The organism is Paenibacillus oryzae (genome assembly GCF_001675045.1).
GTDB lineage: Bacteria > Bacillota > Bacilli > Paenibacillales > Paenibacillaceae > Pristimantibacillus > Pristimantibacillus oryzae.
The window spans coordinates 1-20,763 of sequence record NZ_LYPA01000068.1; the positions used below are offsets into that span (position 1 = coordinate 1).

Genomic DNA, 20,763 nt, shown 5'->3' on the forward strand with positions numbered 1-20,763 from the left:
ACATAAGTAGGAGGATGCTAATAATGATGGTTCAAGGAATCCCTTGTCCCATCTGCCTTGGCGAATGCCGAGAGGCTATTTAAATTTTAAGGAGGTTCTTCCATGCCAAAGGTAATCAGCGACACGAAATTTACCGAACTTAAAGAACAACTGAACCAGCTGCTATGTCACTATGGCCCAGAAAAAATGCGACAGGTAATGGAAACTTTCCCTGTTCAAGCACAGTCCACACCGTCAATAGCTCCAGAAGTGCGGGAGATTTCATTTCTCGAAGCCGTTGCTGCTTTCTATCAAAGCAGCAAATTTTCAGGACTAAGCAAGGCCACGCAAACAACCTATCGGTCAGAGATGAAGTTATTCCAGCAGTATGTAAAGGAAAAGTTTGGCGACGATCCGCCGTTTGAAAAGGTATCAAACGGTGAATTCTTGTCCGACTATATTAAGCTTAATGAAGATCCTAATACAAAAGCCAAGAAATCTTCCTTTCTTCGAACCTTTATAAAGACCATATACAAAATATTTTTTGGTCATCAGGATCTCGGGGACTTGAAGACTATACTACGCGTTCGATGGTCAAACGATGACGCACCAAAAGCCTTTACTAAAGTGCAGATTGCGGAAATCTTGCAGATCGCGCAATCTCGTAACCACGATAGCCTTTACACTGCAATTATCTGGACTTTCCTTGGGAGTGGAATTCGCATAAACGAGCTCTGCCATCTAAGGATCGGTGATATCAATCCTGATACTCAAACAATCAAGGTAACACCCAAAGGGGCTGAGAATACCAAGAAAGCCCGAAAAATCAACGAGCTCGCCTTACTGATGCTCACAGAATATATAGAGAAAAAATTCAGTCGGGCTCGCGAGATGATGCCCGATTCCGATTATCAAAGGCTCTATATCTTTTCAAGCACTGCCGGGGATAAACCCATCACCTCTAGAGCCATTCAGCAATTTATGAAACGTATTATTTGCGAGTCTCGGTCGATAAAAGAGGAAAACAAAGATCGTTTGGGTCCTCACTCTTTTCGTCATTCTTTTGCCGTTCAAGGCCTTGAAGCAGGGATCGATATATACACCCTCTCAAAACTTCTAGGTCACGAGTCGATCGATAGCACGATGAAGTACTTGCGGCTTTTTGATGATCAACTTCGTGACGCCATTAACAAACACCCATTTGCCCAAGAGATTATTCAAAAAATTAGAGAAAGGTTGGAGAACAAATGAAACGTTTGTTATTAGATTCCCCTTACTATGCCAACTGGGAAAAACATACCCATCTCAAGGATTCTGCAATTTACGCTTATAGTCGCCAGTTCATGAAATTTGAACAATATCTGAGCTTAGATTTTGAGGAAGAGCTGGATTTCGATAAATTTTATTATGATACTGTATCCGAGACTTATCGTCCGATCGATACTGAATGTATTGACGGTTATATCCAGTTTCTCAAGAATAGGTTTCAGGCAAGCAAGAATACTATCTTCAATAATATTGTTTACCTGAAACATTTTTTCACGTTACTTCACGGTCTTGGTATGATTAAACAAAACCCCATGAAGAATTTCCCGAATCCATATTATGAACGCCGAATAATTGATCGTTCCCTCTCCATAGGTGAATGTCAACGATTATTTCAAGCAGCGCTTAAAGCCGACCCATTTGTCCGGAAGTACTTCATCCTATTTTTGCTAATGACTACGACCGCTCTTCGAAACAGGGAGATCATACAGTTAACGCTTGAACAGATTGATTTTGAGCGTAGGGTTATTATGGTGAATAAAGGGCAGAAAACCACATCCGAAGTCGTTTACATTCCCGATTCCCTCGTTGATGAACTGGAACGTTATATTCATCATCTGGTTGTAGTAGAATGGCTGAAATCTGGACATTCGGAGGTTTTCTTCGAGAATAATCGTCCATTATCCAAGGAAGCATTAAACCGAATCATCAAGAATTTTTGCCTAGATGCCGGAATACAAAAGAAAGTCACAGCCCATAGTTTTCGACATACCACGGCATACTTAATGCAGACCAGCGGGATTGACATCATCGCTATAAAACGACAACTGCGCCATAAGCAGTTATCAACAACTCTGCGATATGTTCCTCCAGTTGACGCTGCGAAGCTGCTGAATGACGTGTGTTCCGATCTTCTTCAATAACAACAAAAAGAACCCGAAAAAAGCAAAGAAAAAATGCTTCATTCGGGTTCATTATTTGAACAAGTATTGTACACAAGAACAGACTAGTCCTGTGGTGTAACTAATCTCCACAAAGGGAATTGGATACCGTTAAGCTCTCGGCTCGTGGATAGGTATCAATCAGCTGTCCCGCGAGGACATAATTTGGGCCAGAGGATAGCCACTCATTAGGCTTCCGTTGGGAACAGAAGCTATAGAAGGAACAAATTTATTATATAGTGGATGTGCTTTGAAATCAATAATAGCCAAGGTCACTGTTGCTCGGCTAGTTCTCGTATCTCATAAAGACTAGCCTCATCCGGAAATTTCATCTCATGTTCCCTTCTTAACTCTCAAAAAAATGACATATTAAATTTATGAACTCTTTTTGTATCTGATCCAGGTCTTCGGAGGCAATATCAATATGAAGAGCTGATATCCGGATCACCTGATCTCCGTTATGTATCAAATAGGTTGCTAGCGGATTCTGGAAATATTTGTTCGCACGGAAAACTGGGTATACCAGAAACAACCTATTGCATTGATAACGGACTGCATAGGCCAACATTTGGTAAACATCCGACTCCGAAAGTCGAGTATTCTCTTCAGAAATGGGATTTTTATATTTCGCGTCTACAATCTTTTCTATCGGCGTTTCTGATCCTGCTCGTCTGCATGCGATTGTAATATCGGGTCTCAGCAACAAAGCATCTTTCTCAGCATCCAAGTAACGTTGTGGCGTCTGATAACGGACCACCCAATCATCCGAAGATAACCCCTTATCCAACCATTGATATAACGAGAATTCAAATAAATCATTTAGTGGGATCAGAAATGTAAAGGTACGCTCGTCACCTGCATGGACCCCAGGTTGTCGGTTAAAGTAAAACATCTTAGCAAGTTCAAACACGGGCCTGTAGTCTTCGTTTAACCGATTAAAACGTACTTTTTGGAATAGCGATTCGGTAAGGCGGAGCGGACGGATATCCTCTAATAGAATAAGCGCATGACTCAAACCGGTTTTATTTTCCTCGCTCTTTGTCAATGTTCTAAGTGAAATCATTGTGGCTTTAATGATTTGATTGAGCAAATTGTCTTCCGTGAATTCCTGATAGCTAACATAATGCTTATGCTTAAATCCCCCATTTCTGAGCAACTGTTGCTGAAATAGGATCCTTCCTCTGATGTAGGGGAGGTTGCCCTCAAAATCTTCATATTGACGATGAATTTGCTTCTGAAAGAGTTCCAAGAACCTCTTAATGAAAATGTTAATGAAAATCTCCAGCAAATCTCCGTTCATAGCCGCTATAAGTTGAGGTTCCGGAATATCTTTGACTGAAAGGAACCCGCTAGATGCCAGCAAACGGAACAGCATCCGAACGGACGAACGTTTTTCCTCTTCGAAGTCTTCAGCAGATGCCGCATCTTCATAAAGTTTGGGCAGAATCTGTAGCTGCAAGGAAGGAGTGGCGATAAATCCAACATACTTCCTTAGCAGCACTCGGTTATCTACACTGAAGCCAATATTTTGCCTTCCCCAAATGGACTCCAACGAAGATAATTCCATCCTATGTTCATTCGAGATTGGTTCCAACGAATACCTGTCTTCAAAGACAGTGATGAGTTTCGCCATCAATCTTCTGTTCCTTTATAGAGGGCCAACAAGGCCTTCTCGAAGTCGGAAACCGTATCTTGATCGGGAGGCTGCGTGCTTAAAACCCGAATACTTCCGGATTTCTCGAAAAACTTGGTTCCAACAACCGACTGAATAGCAGCGACATCGTTGTAGAAATATTCAGCGATTAATGGTAGAACTTTATAATACCAGCACTTAAAAAGATCATCGATCGTTAAAACATCCATCAAATAGGCATGGCCGATCCGATGGTCTCGATCCAGCTTCTCCGATATTTTTTCATTAAGGCTCCGCAATAGACTTGCAAGTTCCACCGCACCCGCTTTTGCTGTATTTTGTTCAAAAACCGCATAATCTGGTTCCATTTCCGCGAATACGAACCGTCTTCTTAGCGCGGTATCCAGCATCGCGATCGATCGATCGGAAGTATTCATCGTACCGATAATATACAGGTTCCTAGGCAACGAGAAAGGCTTTTTGGAATAGGGCAAGATCGTGCTGACCGTTTGCCTTTTGTCCTTTTCAATCAATGTTATCAGTTCGCCAAAGATTTTAGAGATGTTACCTCGGTTGATTTCATCGATGATCAAATAGTATGGTTTTTGCTGATGCTGCTGTGTCTTAACCGTTTTATTCATATCGTTGGAAATACCGATCAATTTCTGAACATCGGACATTTGAATGCGGGGAAGCTCGTATATCGTTTTGAGAGTAAGACTTACTCCGCCGTTCATATCGTAAATATCCGCGGGCTCCGTAAATTCTTTCAGCCATGCAACCGGTCTGACGTGCGGTGCCGCCTGTCCCTTTATGTAAGCATAATCCCCTGTTATTACACCAATATCCCGAATCGTCCGAGGACCATCATAGACAAAAACGATATCTCCTTGTTCCATTTGGTTAATGAGAGTATCTAACGTATTGGCATCCATAGTAGGCTTTTGAGCCCCATCATCCCGCTCATTCTCAAGTAAGGAGTATATTTCGTCATATGACTTGTCGGCTAAGTTGATGTGATCTAGAAAGTCGACCGCTATTTGTTTGCCCTCTTTACATTGGTTGTAAATTTGATCACTGTTGCGACGGCCGAGCGAAACTTTCCAGACCCGGGATCCCGAATGTATGGACTCGGCTCCCATAATACCGGAGGACTCAGATTCTGCTTTGATAATTTGTGCTGATGCGTCTTCCACCATCTTTTTCAGAACGCCAGGCTCCACACGATATCGAATCTCACCGCCTGCTTCTTCTTGCTTCGTGTCTTCTTCCAATTGGGGGCGAATGCCCTCAATAAATTCCTCATACGAGTACGACTGATGGAAAGTGATGAAACGTACCCGCTCTTCCCGTTCAACCTGGGAGAACGGGATATATCGTTTACGTAACGTATACTCAAATGCTTCTATAATATTCTTCGTGGCGAACGTTTTCCCTGTTCCTGGAGGTCCGTATAAAATCAAGTTAGGGTTAAAGTCTAATAACTCAGCATATGTACGGTATTGTTCAAACAATTCCGGCGTTTCCTCAATATCCGAAGTTTCCACGGTTTGCGTTATTGGTGTTTTTCCTTCAGTTCCAACTTCCATATTCGATTTGCTGATCGGCGTCTTTCGGCGGCCAACCAAGACATTATCATAGAGACGAATAGGATTTTCTACAGCAAAATACCCCTGCCTTTCCAATTCACTCAGGACGCTTTTCAAATAGTTACGTTTATTCGGCGCTTCTTCTTCCGCAAATTCAAGCAACTCAAACAATGCATACCTTTCAGTTTTGGAATTTTTGTCATCATACAACTTCTGTAAACTTGCATAAGGTTGGGATTGTCCATTCTTCCACTCCAATATCCCTATTATTCTTGATGTTTCGAGATTGTCGATTACAACCATGATGTCGTTTTCTGCAACTGGCGGGAGTTGAGAACTTAGTGTGACGTAATAACGACGAACCGAAGCAAAAGAGAGCTGATCCCAATTATCCATGGGAAAAGCCAAGGTTGTCTCAATGGGAAAGAATCCGTGACCTGGAGTAGCCTTGTTAATTTTATTAAGTAAGTTGAGGTCCAAATTAAAATATGGACTTTTAATAAATTGCACGACAGGTACAGGATGCGAGAGCCGCTTGATTTCGTCGAATAAAACAACACCCGTATCTGACGGATTAATAGGATTTACTTTTTGCCCATACTCCCTCACTTTCCATAACGCAATTACGTTTGCATTCGTCACCACAAAGACGTAATCCCCAGGTTCAATACCTCCGTACCAGGAACTCTCTTTGGCACCCGCAGCGTAATACTTCTCCTGGATTTGATGCGGTCTCTTACTGTCAAACTTGCCGAAATATACTTTGCTCATATTTGATCTCCTCGATTTCAGTTATCCATTTCTTCTCTTTCAGGGTGTTCGTTTCAAGATGCCACGTTCTGAAACTCGATCCCGCGTTCCACCAATAGTTAGCTAGACGATCGAAATCAACCTCATAATTCGGATGAATAGGATCTCTCTGATGAACTTCCTTGATTAGCTCCCAAGCGCCAAATCGTTCAAAATGTGCTCTTCTTTCCTCAATCTGTTCTTGGGGCATTATCCAATAAAGGGGCCGAAAACTTCTTCCACTTCGTCTTCCAACTCTTCCAGTAACTTAAACCGCGATTTGTATCCGAGTCTTTCCACCAAACCTTTATAGCACCATTCCTGGCTGTCACGCCCTCGTTTGAAACGGGTCCATGCCTCCTCACCGTACTGCTTCATATCCCTCTTAATAGAACGAATATTGTGTAGTTTGTCTGCACAGGATGTCTGCCGAATAGCAAGGTTTTTTTCTGCTCTGTTTTCGATGAGCAACGGCAGCAAATTCAATTGCCTTATCGATTAAATTCATAGGCACTGATTCCTCCCTTTATGTCAAAGCTCGGTTTCTCATGAATTGCCAAAATGAATATTTTTGCAGGTGATTAAGAATCATTAAAGCCCCAGCCTTGTGCAACGGCTCATTCTGCTTCTCACAATGAAACAGCTGTATGCAGGATGGACAGCCTTCCGAACAACCACAGCTGCTAATGATCTGTTGAGCTTTGTCCAAGAGAACCCCAAACTTTTCAGCGACAACCTCGACTATCCCCGAACCGCCTCCTGCTTGGCTGTCATAGAAGAACATTCCGGGCATTCCAAACAAGGCAGAGCCAGAATAAAAAGAGGTGTGCTGAAAATCAGCCATACTGCACCTTACAACCGCCGGTATCGCCGAAGCTATTGCATGTTCAACGGCATGAAGGCTTCCCTCAACCAATGTCTCCAAGTCAATGGATTCGCAATTCTGCACATCCTTGAGCAGACCTCTAAGTTCATCCCTTCCTTGGTGATCCCACATCAGCCAAAACGCCTCGGTTTGGAAACTGACAGGATATGTGTTTGTTAATTGTACGGTTTCGGGAGGCGTTGCGCTGTGATTGAAGATTTTTTTGTAGCCAAATGTGCTTCGTTTTACGATGATGTTGCCAAGATTGGATTTGATCGCCGCGTCACTTCTCAGTGGATTAATTACGTCATGGATTTCAATACTATCGCGAACGATTCCGCGAGTATGATAATCCGTTCTTACCTGCTCCACAACCACTTTGCGTTGCTTACCATTGACCCACTTGACCTTATAGAAGGTACGATTGTCAGGTCCCAGAAATACGGCGTCTACGTGATAATCTCTTATTAAGGAACGCTCTTCGACACTTTGAAACAAGATATCCTCATTCCAGCCGTTCTTGGATACAACCGTATAAGTAGCTCCCATTGTAAATAAAGTTTGATATCTTGGCGTTTCACCATGATACAGGAGTTTTCCTTCGATCTGCTGCCACTGGTCGCTTGCTTCTCCGACTACCCTGCGAAGCGCCGAAGATCGAACGTAATTCATAGCATTCGTCAACGTCCCTCCCAGTTCGTGAGCTGCGTATGCGAGATGCTCCTTTAATAGCTTGGGATTCGTTGTATTGATCGCCGCAGATTCAGGTGAAAGCGTAAAGAATTCTTCAGGGTTGCGTGCAAAGTATTGCTGCAATGGCTCTTCCTGAACCATCATAATCACCACACCGTCTCTGCTGCGCCCCACACGACCAGCCTGCTGCCAAAAGGAGGCCTGAGAACCTGGATACCCCAACAATATACTTACATCCAGACACTTCACATCAATTCCGACCTCTAGGGCGCTAGTAGTGACCACTCCAAGGATCTCGCCTTGCTCAAGTTTTTGTATGGTTCGTTCTTTAACTTCTTGCGTGAGGTACGCATGGTACGGCAGAAAAAAACCATATGGTTCGTCTGGCGAAAGCCCGCCATGATCATGAAGGTGGCTGCGCAATATCATGTTTAATTCACGACTTAATAGCTGGGCTTGCTGGCGATTGCTTGTGAAAATGATACTTCTTGGCCATCTTCCATCCTTGTAGATCGTGCGCAGAATCTCATAGAGATCGGAAACAACAGCCCTTTTCTTCTGCTCATCATCTGACAAGCCCGGATTCCACATCAGTACAGCTTTCTTCTTGACAGGAGCTTGTGCACCTGATATCTCATGAAATCCTTTCATTCCACGCATTCCTGTTAATTCTTCAGCCAGATACTTTGGATTAGCAATGGTAGCCGAGCAGGCAATAAACTGGACGTTCTTATTCCCCAATCTGTCACATAACATCCTTAATCTACGAAGGACCAAAGAAACCTTAGAACCTAACAAGCCTGAGTATTGATGAAGCTCATCAATAACGACAAACCGAAGATTTTGCAGAAAACGCAACAACTGGGGGCCTTTCCCCTTAGATGAACTTGCTCCTTGAAGAATTAAGTGCAAATAGTGAACGTTGGTCAGCCAATAACGTCCTTCAGAGAATACGAAGCTAGACGCCTGATCTTTTCTCATATGCTCTGGAACGTTACGTTGTCCGTGTAGAACCCCAACAGATAGTTGTTGTCCATTAACAGAAAATCTTGAAAACCCATTTAATGAGAAGTGATTTGCTTGTTCCTCTGCGTCATCAGCCCATTTCTGCAGATGGGCGTACTGGTCCTCGACCAAAGCTTTGAACGGTGCCAAATAAAGCGCACACGCATCCGGATCAGATACCAATTTTTCCATGATGGGAACATTGTAAGCCAATGATTTTCCCGATGCGGTTTTCGTACAGAGAACCACATTGCGTCCTTCCCGGATGTTCTGTATACCTTCTCCTTGATGCTCATACAGCTTATTGATCCCCAGAGAATGAAGCTTCCGTTGCAGCCAACTGGGCATAAGGATTTGTTCAGCATAAGCACCTTGATTAGCGTCAATTTGATGCACATGCACTTCGCTTCGGACACGAGTTCCTACTTCAAGCAAGTTCTGGACGAGCACATCACTATCGAATGCTTGTTGCACGGGAAGTCTTCGATCTGCTATCAATTCCATATCTTCCGGTGTTAACATCCCGTCCAAGATTGAACATCCATCATGCGTACAATAAACGCCGGCTTGTTTGTTTACATAGGACTCAAGATCGGGTTCTAGGGAACGCCACTCCGCAATTCGAATCCCGTTTGCCCGTTGATGGATATGACGGTAATAACCTTTCGGATCTGCTTTATAACCGATTTGGACAAAGTCTCCATATGGCCGTAGCCCCCCACAAGAAGAGCAGATTACAGGCATTCTTAATCGTTCCCTTCAATCAGTATCTTCAGCAGCATTTTGGCTCCAGGTTTGAACAATTCAATATTTCCTTTACCAGGGAGCTGCACGCAACTAGGACATCCTTCAGAACAAGGGCAGCTCTCAATAAGCTCAAGCGCTTTTCGCAGCACATGAGGGAGTTTCTCGTAAATCGCCTCGATGGTTCCGAGACCGGACCCGTTCTCGCCATAGAAGCCGATAACAGGTCGATTAGCAAAAGCCGTCATCGCACTCGCCGAAAAACCTGTAAAGTCATTCGCGTCACAAATAATGAGGTCTGGAATAACGGAAGTCATAGCGTGACCTGCGGCGTGAAGAGAGCCTTCGGCCAACAGATCAAGGGATCTGCTTTCATCTACCCACTCCTGAATGTTATTCTTCAACTGGCCCCATTGGGAATCCGTTAATGTAACCCACATTCCTTCGGGAGTAAATCGGGTGACGGACGGATGATCCAATTGAACCTGCTCCGATTCATGCTTCTGTCCGAAGTAAACTTTTTTATAACCGAAGACGCTCCGCTTGATCTCCAGTTCACCATAGGCCATATCGATTCCTTCGATATTTTGCTTCTGGTAAGTCTGCATAATATCAATGGCATCACGATAAGTAGATTGGGTGTAATAGGTTAGTTCTTGAATGGGCAATAGAATGATTTCGCCTTTTCTGCGATTGATAGAGTCTACTCGATAGCCTTTTTCTCCAGGAGTCCAATAGATCGCTCCTTCATGAAAGTCACGAAGAGCACTCCATTCATCCAGACCGTCAACGATCGTTTGATCCTGCCCCCGAATGGTGACGTTGTAGTTTTGCCCGGAGATGGATCGAAGGCTAAACTTATTATCAACGACTTCCTCTTGATTCGCTGATGCGGCAACTTGGAGAACAGTCTCGATATAGTCTTCAACTAACCCGGGGAACATGTTCTGCAAGTCTTCCTTCGTGACTTCTCTCCCGAGCTCTTCTCTCAGTAGAGGAATATGTAAAGCCAACAACTTGTAATTTGTTGGATTAATTCGAACTACTTCCGGAGCCTTGTGAATAAACTCCAGTGGGTTTCGCATGTAATACTGCTGAAGCGGTTCGTCCTGAAGGATCAAGACAGCGACTCCCTCGCCTTTGCGGCCTACGCGCCCAATCTGTTGGGAGAATGCCGCTTTCGATCCGGGATAACCGACAAGAACGGCGAGACTCAGATCACCGATATCAATCCCGACTTCAAGGGCATTGGTCGTAATAATGACATGAATATCGTGGGACTTGAGCCGCTCAATAATCCGTTTTCGGGTATCATTCGGTAGGATTCCAGTATAAAAAGCCGCGAGTTTCTCTCCGTCCACTTTCTCCTTAGGTAGTCGGAGAGGCTGGCGCAATACGTCCTTGATATAACGGGTAAATACCATCGTCTGGCTGCGAGATGGCTGAAAAATGATGCTCTTAATCACCTTCTGATCCACAGTCATAATTTGTTTCGCTATCGTAATCGCATCGGTAGAAGGCGCGCGGCGGACCTGTTCGTCGGCAGACATGCCAGGATTCCAGAGGACGATCCCCTTCTTCTGATGGGCGGAACCATCTGTATTGATGAGGGTAAAGCCACTAAGACCCGTAAGATCCTCTGCTAATCTAGCAGGGTTCTCAATCGTTGCTGAGCTCGTGATAATCTGGATATTGTGAGCATTACCAAGCTCTCGGCAAACCTTAAGCAGACGTCTGAGTACTAATGCGACATGACTTCCAAATGTGCCGCGGTACATATGCATCTCATCAAGCACAATAAATTTGAGGTTCCGCAAATAATTCCGAATGTGATGTGCGGTCGCATACTTCACCTTCTGTACTTGCCCAAGAATGGAGTAATGAATCATATCCGGATTCGTCATCCATATCTGTGCTTTTTCCATGATACGCTGCCGCGGCCCATTCTCGGTATCTCCATCCAGCCGGCCAATATGAATCAGACGATCTCCCAAATGCAACTGGGTTTCAAACCACTCATCCAGGGAAGAAGGATTCTCCGTCAGTTGCAAGCCAAAACGCCTAATTTGATCCAACTGATCATTTGCTAACGCTTTTGTTGGAAATATATATAACGCACGTTCTTCGGGATGGTTATATAAACGACTAAGAATCGGCAGGTTATAGGACAACGTCTTTCCGGATGACGTTGAAGTGACCAAGACAACATTAGAACCAGAATGGACTGCATCGGCCGTTTCTGCTTGGTGTGAATATAACTGCTTAATTCCCATTCGATATAAGGCGTCCTTAACGGGCTCCGGTGTAGAATCAGGAATATCTGCAAAAGTTGCTTCTTTGGCAGGAAGTGTGTGTACAAAAATCTCGGAGGCTTCCTCCTCGGCCAACTTCTTCAGCTTATCCAGTACATCTTCTGAGGAAAATTCATTACTCACTACGCCTGGAATTCGATTGTCCTCACATAGAATAAATTCTTCTTTCTCTAAAGGAACGCTAGCAAAACATGACGGACAATAAGTACCTTCTGCGAATCCTCGGAGGTTATCATTTAAGGGAGTCCAGTCTGAGCTTTTTATTCCCGTTGGCGAATATTCAAGCCATCGTTGCTCCCCGACTTGGCTGATCTTATTCGAAATTTGAATTGCCTTTAACATATTGGTGCATTCCGAGCATTTCAGAAATGCCATACCTAATCCCTCCATCGCTAATGTCTATTGATCATATTTAAACACAATGATTAGACAATAAGTTGTCATCGAATATACGTTCCCATGGAATAAAATCCATTTACTGATAAGGTTCGACAATATAGGCAGTAAGTCCTGTGAAAATGCAAAAAAACCCAAACAAAGCTGTAAAGAAACGTTTGTTTGGGTAAATATCACTGAAAAATTTTTATGAGAAAGACAGAAATGATCATGAAACTTGCGCTTGAGTAATATCATTTGCTTCCTCTATGCCCATCATCATTTTGTAATGTGCATGATGATTTGTAACCTTGAATATTTTCTCGAATATATTAAGGTACCTTGCATTTGTATCTAGCGGATGTTCAATATATATATCATCGCTTGCAAAATGGGATCCATCATTTGCCCAGGATAAAAGCGATTTACATAATACTTTTTCTTCTTCGTCGAATTTATTCAGAATATCAGCTTCACTAATATTACCAAATACTTTAAAATAGTTTTCTATAATTCTACGAATCAAGTTTTGAACCGATGTTGTGGAACTGCTTTGTGTTGCAGTTCTAAGTTCTTGCCACATTAATTCATATGAAGTTTTTATTGGATTTGTATCATAGGGCTGAGCATCTGTAACATTATTAACTTTTCTAATAATCCAGAAGGTTTCATCGTGTAATTTTACGCCTTTTGATCGCCTTTTATCAAAAGCTACTTCCTTATGAAAGTAAACATTATGGGTTAAAACAAATAATTAAACGATATTGTTTCTATTGTTCCTTATATCATCAATAAGTTTCAAGATGAGATTGCTAACGATAAATAGTACATTGCTATCTAAGCTAGAAATTGGATCATCAATCACAACAACTTTGTTCTCTGTAATAAGATCTCTGTTATTGCTTCCATTCAACAGATGCATAAAATATAGGAATGTTACGAATGTCTTTTCTCCTTCACTTAAAGTCTGATTTACATCTTCTCCAGTAGATCGTACCAATCGATAATTTCCCTGGTTTTGTGTATGCGCCAATTTAAAATTTGTAAAATTATATGCTTTTAACAGACGGTTCATCTCATTAACAGATGGAATTACACTAGTGATTTGAGCCTCCAAACCCTCAACTTCTGAAATTAATCTGTTTTTCTCAGATGTTTTTGACGTAATCCTATCTTTTATCCCCGTTATCGCATTCTTAATGTTAAATTCTTTGCGTACGTATTTTTCGTGATTATGCATATTCTCATTTGCTATGAATCTCCATATCTGATCTTTTAGCAGTTGTTCTTCCTGAGTCCGGTTATCAATCAACCTGTTATGTCCATGAATCTCCTGATTTACCCTCTCAATTTCAAGATTGATATTTTTTACAAATTCATCAACAGGAACTAGTGTCATTCCCTTACTCGGTTCTTTTAGTTTTTGTTCAATAAATTCGAGATTGATTTCATTTTTCGATCTTATTAATGCAAACTGTTGATTAATTTTCTCTTTATCGATATACGGTAATTCTTTTAACAATAGATCCTGTATCGAAGTTTCCAGATTCCTATAAGATTCCATATATTGATCAACACAATTTGCTAATCCCTTCATCTCATTTTCATAAGTTTCATTAAAATACTCTTCTAATTGATGTAGAAAACCATCCGGCAATGACTGTTGACAAAAAGGCATTTGCCTTCTGAATTATGTACATGATCATATCCTCTTTTTACCCAATCGCTTATAGCCAGTCTAGAAATGAGTGCGGCGATATCAACCTCCTGCTTACCAACAATTTGATTTTGGAATATCTGACTTGAACAAGCAGCGTTTAGTTCATCATTTTTTATTGATTGTATAGTTTGAATTTTCACTAAACTTCCATTGAATAATTTATTTGAACGAGCACGCAAATTTTCAACATCACATAACATACCTTCAAGTGAATTCGACTGTTTACATTTATTCATAAAGTTAATTTTATTATTTCGAACACCTGAAAAGGCTTGCAAAAACTCGTTATCATATTTTCTTTTCATTTCCCAACAATCATCTATAAATTCATTTTCATTCGAGGTATATTCTTCTTCTTTATTGGATAAGTTAGTGCGCATTCTCCGAATCTCTTCATCTATTTTATCAACTAGCCTCTTCTTTTCAGCAATTTCGTTTTTTATTTCAGTTGACTCCTTACCTAATGTGAAAATACCCTTTATGTTCGAATCCTGATGGAAATTTTCCTCAACGAATTTCTGGTTGTAAACCAATGTTTTTAATGGTTGTGATGCCCAATCAATATTACAATCCGGGAAGTTCTCAAAATTTTGCATAACATTTGATAATGAAGTTTTCCCACTTCCATTGGAACCGTAGAAAAAATTAATCTTCTTTAATCCATTAAGGACAACACCTGTATTATCATAAGTCGCAATCTTCTTAATAGTTATCTCTTTAATCATTACTTTTACACCCCTTAAACGTTAGTTAAAAAAGGCGCAACTAAAATAGATGTCCATTTTAGTTACGCCCAGATGCAAGAAATTAAATTAGTAGTGTCTTGATTCAGTAAAAACTAAGCCCCAACCTCAGTGTTCTTATTAATCGTATCAATGACACCGATAATTGCTCGTGCATCGTCCAGATTATTACTGAACAGATCCGTTATACTGCCAACCGAGCGGAACGGCTCCTCTTGGAGTACAGATTTTTCAATAATACCGTTTTTAACTACATATTCGATAATCAGCTTAACAAACCGAAGTTGATTGACACTCAATCGGTTCTCTTGCAAGAATACCATGAATGCTTCATTCGCAGCCTCGTGATCAAGCCCCACAACCGTTCGCACAAGCTTAGTTATTGGCAAATCTTTATATTCCCGTTCATAATCCTCTTTGGTTCCGAGTTCTCCCCACAGTATATGCTCGAGAGTCTTCAAATCCTGTTTTGTAATCGGCTTGTTGTTGCGCAGTTTATAGATTGCTAGTTGATCCTTATTAGTTTGCAAATATTGGCTAACCTTCTTGCGGTAATTTTGCAGGTCATTGGTATTATAAAAGCCGCGCCTCTCCTCTACAGCAAGCCATTCATCTTTGAAATTCGTATAGTAAATCTGCTGCGTTTCCCTTTCCAGGAACTTAATAAGCTTCCTTAAAGCTTCACGTACTTTCTCCATTTCGAAAATGTCCGCTTCTTCCCAGAATTCTGCCGCTAGGATCTTCTCTATTACTTCTCGCTGAGCGACGATTTGGGGTATCGTACCCAACTTGGAGAGTTTTTCTGCCGTCTCCATGACATTACGAATAGGTTTCACCGATTGTGTTCCCTGAAGCTTAGCCAATTCGATGATCAGCATCATATAGTCAAACCGTTTTGCTAATTCGTCACTGTCTAAAGAAACGATAAGAGGAGCTATATACTCTTTCAAATCCCCCATATCGGTATCGGCCAGGGAGCGCCATGCAGCGTCATTTTTATACTTATGGACATATTGGATGTGCTGCCTGATGCGAAAATGCTCCTCATTTAATGCACACACGCTATCCTTCAACCGATTCACCAATTCCGTACGATGTGCGATATACTCTGGTTCTTGATAACGCAGTTGCTGTAGTTCACGTACAATCTGTGTGCGAACATTGAACAATTTCTCCGATAAGGTCTCGGCAATATTGGTATCCTTCCCTTTTGGATTTGCCCGAAAAAACTCAAAGTTGCGACAAAAATCAAAGATCAAGAATTCCTTTTTGTCCTCACCAATACCATGAAGATCTTTACATAACCGCGTCCCACGACCAACCATCTGCCAAAACTTTGACTTCGAGCGTACTTTCTTGAAAAATACTAAATTGACAACCTCAGGGATGTCTACGCCCGTATCCAGCATATCTACAGAAACAGCTATTTGAGGAAGCTTGCTCCATATGGAAAAATCATCAATCAAAGATTGATAATAATTCGTTTTGATATCAATGACCCGTGCAAAATGCCCCTTCAATGTCGGATACAGGCTATCGAATCGCTCAACGATCGCAACCGCGTGCCGATGGTTTTTGGCAAAAATGATGGTCTTGCCCAGCTTGTCTCCGCCTTCAACCTTCAGACCTCGCTCCATAACTAACTGCAGTACCCGGTCTATCGTATCCTGGTTGAACAACCACTCATTGATCGCTGCACTGTCAATATCCCGCGGTTCCTCTTCTTCATCCTCCAGTAGCACTTCTTCGTATTGCTCTTTTTCCTCATCGGACAGATCATCGTAGCGGATGCCATCGTCCATAATCTTGGTCGTTGTTTCCATGGTACGGTAATCCACCAAGTGTCCTTCCTTAACTGCGTGCTCTAGTTCGTAGGCAAAAGTCGGAACACCATTTTCCAGACGGAACACGTCGTATGTATTTTTGTCAACTTCATCTTTAGGAGTTGCTGTCAACCCTAAGAGGATGGCATCAAAGTAATCGAATATAGCCTTATATTTCTTATAAACGCTTCGATGCGATTCATCAATGATAATCAAATCAAAATGACCAACCGTAAACAGCTTTTTGCCATCCTTTCGCTTGGCCTCATCGATTGCATTCATCATCGTTGGGTAAGTAGAGAAAACAATTCTCGCCGTTTCCGGATTATCCTTGCTGTCCAGCAAGTTGCACAGTGTCATGTCGGGCAAATATTGGCTGAAGCTGTTTTTTGCTTGACGAACAAGCGTTGTACGATCAGCAAGAAACAACACATTCTTCACCCAGTTATTTCGGCTAAGCACATCAACTATAGCACTCGCGGTACGTGTTTTACCGCTGCCTGTCGCCATGACAAGTAAAGCGGTCCTCTGTCCTTTGTTTAATGCATCACAAACCGAGAGGACTGCTTCATGCTGATAAGGACGATTTACAATGGAATTGTTGATTTGTACATCCTGTAGCGGCCTTCGGATCGAGCGCCGGTTCACGAGAAGCTGCAGCTCATCCTGACTGGCGAAACCCGATACTTGCCGACTGGCATAGTGTAGATCATCCCAGAAGGTCGTTATAAAACCGTTCGTATAATAAATGACCGGACGCTGTCCGTACCTTTGCTCCAAACAATCCGCATAAAGCTTTGCTTGCTGCTTGCCTATATTTGGATCAGAACTTGTTCGTTTCGCTTCCACAACGGCAAGGGGCTTCCCGTTCTCGCCGAATAACACATAGTCGGCATGACCGATCCCTTGTCCGTTTGGCATACCTTGGACTTCAAACTCTTCCAATACATTTTGCCGGAATGTCCATCCTGCAAGCTTTAGCTCGAGATCAATATAACGTTTGCGGGTCTCATACTCACTGATTTGATCCAGCGCAAAGTCATACTCCAGGGTGTTCTGAGCTTTGCGTTCTGTCAGCAGCTTCCGAAGCTCTTCGTTTTCTTTAATCAGATCTTCCAGCTTACGATCCTTTGAACCTAAACGGTCGTATAAATCCTGCAGTTCCTGAGGTCTCACTTTCTCTTGGTGCTTGTTCTCTTCCAACAGGAGTTGTTCATCAAAACTTCTCGCGGTATAATCGACCGAATAGCAATAATCAATCCAACAGATGAAGTTATGCAGGTTACGAAGTGACAGAATTGCTTCGCCGCGGCTGATCGTCGCATTCGAATGTACAGCGGCATTGCCTAGCTTCGTGATATATTTCAGCTGAGGTAACATGGATTGATCGATTACGCGGAGAAAAGTTACATCGTGAATCAAGCTTGACAGATTGTCTTGATAGGGAACCTTCAAGTCGCTATCATAGGTAAACAGCCATTTTACAGCAAGCTCCAAAGCCCGTCGGCACAGGATGGCACTGGTCGCCGGACTGACAACCAGTGCTTTCTCCGCCTCTACACATGCACCTGCAAAGCTGGCATATGTTTTATTTGCACTGAGAAATCCAAAATTTGATAATTGTACATCGCTCATCTAAACCACTACACCGTCCTTCACTTTCAATTCGCCCTTAAAGGCTTTTTGAAGCAGTGCTTGGAAGTTGGATTCTAGGTGTTGGAGAGATTTTAATTGTTTCTCTTTTTCTTGTTGTATCTTTTTTAAGTTTGCCTCAAATCTATTCTGCTCCTCAATTGGTGGTAGAATAACATTTAATGATTTTATTGCATTAAAGTTTAAGCCAGATTTAACACCAACTTGGTCTAAGGATGCAAATTGTATTTTCCCCCCCGCACTTTCAAGGTAATGAGCCATATAATAGGGGTTACATCTTTGGTTTAGTCTTAATATGGAAAGGTGTTGGTTAATATGCGCCCCTTTATCAGCTGTATACTCATCTACAACAGCAGTTCGACCTAGGTCAGCAGTAATTGAAAGTAATAAATCTCTATACTTAACTTTTGTTCGCTCTGCTTCTTTAGTATTCGGGGCTTTTACATATGTCATATCATCCAACCACAACCTCCCGTTTTTCACATTCTTTATTGTGATAAAAAGATCTCCTGAACTTGTAAAGTATTGGGCCCATCCCCTCGATCCACTTGTAAGAAAATCAAGTATTGAATCCATTTTTACAACTGTATAATTATGTAGATTCTTAACCGGATCACCAAACATATCCAAAAACACAGCTTGAACCAATTCATCAAGCTTGGATATTGCTTGTTTGCGTTTATCAATTAAAGCTTGGGCTTTATCTAGTAAATATGCAATTTCTTTTTGTTGATCATACGAAGGTAACGGGACTTCAATATCTTCTAAAACTTTCTTATTGATATGCGGAATTGTTGCCCCAGTGCAATTATCTCTTAGATAAGAATTCTTTGATCGAAGAAACATTGCTATATATGGAATATAATTATCGGAATCCCGTGGTCTTAATACAGCTAATGTACTGCCTATAATTCCCGTGAGATTATAGCCAATTGTTCCCGCATTGGCGCCGTCCCATGCAATCAATACATCATTACTTGTTACGTATACGCCATTTTCAATTTTGTTTACCATTTTAATGTTGTTGTCATTTCGTAGGTCTTCAATCTGTATATAACGAACCATCTCGTTCGCAGCATTTGCTTGAGTATCTTCATATTTTTTTCCTTTAGCAATTGTAAATAAATCTCCAATCCTTCTAACTCTCACCCTAGCAGCGCCTCCAGTTCCTCGAGACCTTCTACAATTTCTTCCTCTAGTTGCTTTACCGAAGCCAGAATAGCTTTCGGGTCCTCGTACTTAACTTCCTCATACTCTGTTGCCTTGTAGCGATTAATACTGAGATCATAGGCATTGGAGCGAATCTCATCGACTGGAACCAGGAACGATTTCTCCGTGCGTTTACGCTCCTTCTCAGCTTCCCATTTGCCAAACCGCTCCACAATGTCCGGAATGTCGTTCGCTTCAATCGGATTCCTCTTGTCATCAAGCGAATAACCATCTGCCTTCATGTCATAGAACCAAACGTCATCTGTTCCGCCGGCACCTGTTTTAGTGAAGATCATAATGGCTGTCGACACACCAGCATACGGCTTAAATACCCCGCTGGGCATCGAAATAATTGCTTCAAGTTTGTGATTTTCGACGATCTCCTTACGAATATCTTTATGGGCCGTACTGTTACCGAATAAGACACCGTCCGGCACAATGGAAGCGCAGCGTCCCCCAACTTTGAGCATACGTAGGAACAGAGCAAGGAACAGCAACTCCGTCTTTTTTGTACGGGTCACACGCAATAGATCCGCTGCTACCGCATCCGTATCAAGCGACCCTTTAAACGGCGGATTGGCTAAGATTAGTGTATATTTGTCTTTGTCGGTATTATTTTCATTCAGGGAATCGCGATATTCGATATTCGGGTTATCCACTCCATGAAGCAGCATATTCATGGCCCCGATGCGCAACATCGTACGGTCCATATCGAAACCGTAGAACATGTTATTATTAAAATGCTCCTTCAAAGCCTGAATCAGGAATAGATCGGCATGATGGTCACGCAAATATTCTCCTGCAGCAACTAGAAAACCTGCTGATCCTGCGGCCGGGTCACAAATGATATCTTCCGGTGTCGGCTTCATCAAAGCTACCATCATTTCGATAATGTGTCTTGGTGTACGAAATTGGCCGTTCGTTCCAGCCGTGGCCACTTTGGACAGCAAATACTCGTATAAATCCCCTTTGGTATCCCTATCCTTCATATCAATCGTATCAATGCCCTCGACAATGCGTACAAGCATATTGGGAGTCGGAATCATAAAGATGGCATCGCCCATATATTTGGCATAGGCTGAATCCTTGTCTCCATGTAGTGACTTAATGAACGGAAATACTTCATTGGAAACAACATCATACATACGCTGCGGATCAAGATTCTTAAAGTGATTCCAGCGCAAATACTGTTTATCACTTGGAAATAGTCCGGTAAACGGTACCGACAGCAGCATGGACTCATTTTCCTTACGTATCTCTGCTTCATCCAGACCTTTAATGAATAACATATATGTAAACTGTTCGATTACGCTTAAAGGATTGGTAATGCCACCGGTCCAGAATGTCTCCCAAATCCGGTCTACTTTTTGCCTTAATTCACCTGTAATCATAGCGTTCTCCTCTGTATGTAGATTCTTGTCTAA

Annotated in this window: 10 protein-coding genes and 1 pseudogene; 2 read left to right on the forward strand and 9 right to left on the reverse strand. The window is 42.1% G+C overall.

Annotated elements, in window-relative coordinates:
• Nucleotides 1-102 precede the first annotated feature (102 nt).
• Entirely contained in the window at nt 103-1,230 is a 1,128-nt protein-coding gene (locus A7K91_RS18690) for a tyrosine-type recombinase/integrase (RefSeq protein WP_068685571.1), read from the forward strand.
• Nucleotides 1,227-2,168, forward strand: coding sequence for a tyrosine-type recombinase/integrase (locus tag A7K91_RS18695; protein WP_068685573.1), 942 nt, complete (start codon nt 1,227-1,229; stop codon nt 2,166-2,168). The genes A7K91_RS18690 and A7K91_RS18695 overlap by 4 nt, the downstream gene beginning before the upstream one ends.
• A gap of 364 nt (nt 2,169-2,532) precedes the next feature.
• Here A7K91_RS18695 and A7K91_RS18700 read toward each other — a convergent pair whose 3' ends face one another.
• The 9 genes and pseudogenes from A7K91_RS18700 to A7K91_RS18745 all read right to left on the reverse strand — a co-directional run bounded on the left by A7K91_RS18700 (nt 2,533) and on the right by A7K91_RS18745 (nt 20,730).
• Complete coding sequence (locus tag A7K91_RS18700) at nt 2,533-3,819, reverse strand: McrC family protein (RefSeq protein WP_068685575.1); 1,287 nt, start codon at nt 3,817-3,819, stop codon at nt 2,533-2,535.
• Nucleotides 3,819-6,179: an AAA family ATPase gene (locus A7K91_RS18705; protein ID WP_068685577.1), complete on the reverse strand. Its 2,361-nt coding sequence runs from the start codon at nt 6,177-6,179 to the stop codon at nt 3,819-3,821. Before A7K91_RS18705 ends, A7K91_RS18700 begins: the two co-directional genes overlap by 1 nt.
• Nucleotides 6,180-6,407: 228 nt before the next feature.
• On the reverse strand, nt 6,408-6,677 hold the full coding sequence (locus A7K91_RS18715) for a hypothetical protein (protein WP_156739659.1): 270 nt from the start codon (nt 6,675-6,677) through the stop codon (nt 6,408-6,410).
• A 46-nt stretch (nt 6,678-6,723) separates the two neighbouring features.
• The gene (locus A7K91_RS18720) at nt 6,724-9,282 is read right to left on the reverse strand and encodes a DEAD/DEAH box helicase (protein ID WP_245697660.1); all 2,559 of its coding nucleotides are present in this window, start codon (nt 9,280-9,282) and stop codon (nt 6,724-6,726) included.
• 224 nt (nt 9,283-9,506) lie between these two features.
• Complete coding sequence (locus tag A7K91_RS18725; protein ID WP_068685585.1) at nt 9,507-12,191, reverse strand: DEAD/DEAH box helicase; 2,685 nt, start codon at nt 12,189-12,191, stop codon at nt 9,507-9,509.
• A gap of 229 nt (nt 12,192-12,420) precedes the next feature.
• Nucleotides 12,421-14,636 (reverse strand): annotated as a pseudogene (locus A7K91_RS27140) (AAA family ATPase).
• Nucleotides 14,637-14,749: 113 nt separating this feature from the next.
• Entirely contained in the window at nt 14,750-18,112 is a 3,363-nt protein-coding gene (locus A7K91_RS18735; protein WP_068685586.1) for a DEAD/DEAH box helicase family protein, read from the reverse strand.
• Nucleotides 18,113-19,279 carry a restriction endonuclease subunit S gene (locus A7K91_RS18740; RefSeq protein WP_068685588.1) on the reverse strand — a complete coding sequence of 389 codons (1,167 nt, stop codon included), beginning with the start codon at nt 19,277-19,279 and terminating at the stop codon, nt 18,113-18,115. It abuts the gene before it with no gap.
• Entirely contained in the window at nt 19,276-20,730 is a 1,455-nt protein-coding gene (locus tag A7K91_RS18745) for a type I restriction-modification system subunit M (protein ID WP_068685589.1), read from the reverse strand. The genes A7K91_RS18740 and A7K91_RS18745 overlap by 4 nt, the downstream gene beginning before the upstream one ends.
• Nucleotides 20,731-20,763 lie beyond the last annotated feature (33 nt).